Here is a 1,565-nt window from a genome sequence, read left to right on the forward strand (position 1 = left end):
CGCACGCTGGCGATGTTGTGTTTGGCCAGCACCCAGGCCAAGCGCTTGAGGCTGTCATTGCGCCCGCCGTCGGGGTTGTTTCCGTCGCGATCTGTAGGACCCGAGCCAGAAATCATCAGAACAATCGGCACCGGGCTGTCGGACTTGGGCAGCAACAGCGAACCGAAAAGTTCGCCGCTGCCGGTGTCCAGAGTGACCGGGCGCTGTAGGACTGTCGCTTGGGCAAAGCCGGTAAAGAGGGTAAGACTCAAGATCAGAACTCGCAGCATCATCACGCCATCATTGGTCAAGGTGCCGGTTGGACTCGCCAGCACCACTAAGGTTCGAGGATGAACTACTCGGTTAGCCTGCGTATACTGGCGCGCATCAAGAATTCGGGTTTGATTTCACGGAGCGTCCTGCATGTCCGGCAATACCTACGGCAAGTTGTTCACTGTCACCACCGCTGGCGAAAGCCATGGTCCGGCGTTGGTCGCCATTGTCGACGGCTGCCCGCCGGGCCTGGAGATTTCCCTGGAAGATCTGCAGCGCGACCTCGATCGCCGCAAGCCTGGCACCAGCCGCCACACCACCCAGCGCCAGGAAGCCGATGAAGTCGAAATCCTCTCCGGCGTGTTCGAGGGTCGCACCACCGGTTGCTCGATCGGCCTGCTGATTCGCAACACCGACCAGAAGTCCAAGGACTACTCGGCGATCAAGGACCTGTTCCGCCCGGCTCACGCCGACTACACCTATCACCACAAATACGGCGAGCGCGATTATCGCGGCGGTGGCCGCAGTTCCGCGCGGGAAACCGCCATGCGCGTAGCGGCCGGTGCGATCGCCAAGAAGTATCTGGCCAGTCAGGGCATCGTCATTCGCGGTTACATGAGCCAGCTCGGCCCGATCGAAATTCCGTTCAAGACCTGGGATTCGGTCGAAGAAAACGCCTTTTTCAGCCCTGACCCGGACAAGGTCCCGGAGCTGGAAGCCTACATGGACCAGTTGCGCCGCGATCAGGACTCGGTCGGAGCGAAGATCACCGTGGTCGCCGAAGGGGTCATGCCGGGCCTTGGCGAGCCGATCTTCGATCGCCTCGACGCCGAACTGGCCCACGCGCTGATGAGCATCAACGCGGTCAAAGGTGTCGAGATCGGCGCCGGTTTCGACTGCGTCGCCCAGCGCGGAACCGAACACCGCGATGAACTGACGCCGGAGGGTTTCCTCAGCAACAACGCCGGCGGCATCCTCGGTGGCATCTCGTCCGGCCAGCCAATCGTTGCGCATCTGGCGTTGAAACCGACCTCGAGCATCACCACCCCGGGCCGCTCGATCGACGTGAATGGCAACCCGGTCGATGTGATCACCAAGGGTCGTCACGACCCTTGCGTCGGTATCCGCGCGACGCCGATCGCCGAAGCGATGATGGCCATCGTGCTGATGGATCACCTGCTGCGCCACCGTGGGCAGAACGCCGATGTGCGCGTGAGCACGCCGGTGCTGGGCCAGCTCTGATGGCTGCGCTCAAAGCCGTCGCGGCATAACCGGCGTGGCGGCGCTTCCTTACTGGCGGCTGTCCAGTTTCT

1 protein-coding gene and 1 pseudogene are annotated in these 1,565 nt (G+C 62.4%); one reads left to right on the top strand and one right to left on the bottom strand.

Annotation, left to right across the window (positions count from 1 at the left end; all coding sequences use genetic code 11):
* Positions 1 to 272 (bottom strand): annotated as a pseudogene (locus tag OQK_RS19035) (alpha/beta hydrolase); the annotation flags it as partial.
* Between the two features lie 130 nt (positions 273 to 402).
* On the opposite strand from OQK_RS19035, the gene aroC reads away from it, so the two are divergent.
* Positions 403 to 1,494: a chorismate synthase gene (gene aroC / locus OQK_RS19040; protein ID WP_016773775.1), complete on the top strand. Its 1,092-nt coding sequence runs from the start codon at positions 403 to 405 to the stop codon at positions 1,492 to 1,494.
* Positions 1,495 to 1,565 lie beyond the last annotated feature (71 nt).

Source organism: Pseudomonas sp. R62 (genome assembly GCF_000257605.1).
In the GTDB taxonomy this organism is placed as follows: Bacteria; Pseudomonadota; Gammaproteobacteria; order Pseudomonadales; family Pseudomonadaceae; genus Aquipseudomonas; species Aquipseudomonas atacamensis.

Excerpts from the sequence above, each read along its gene's own strand:
- aroC (WP_016773775.1), top strand. The coding sequence starts at position 403 with ATGTCCGGCAATACCTACGGCAAGTTGTTCACTGTCACCACCGCTGGC.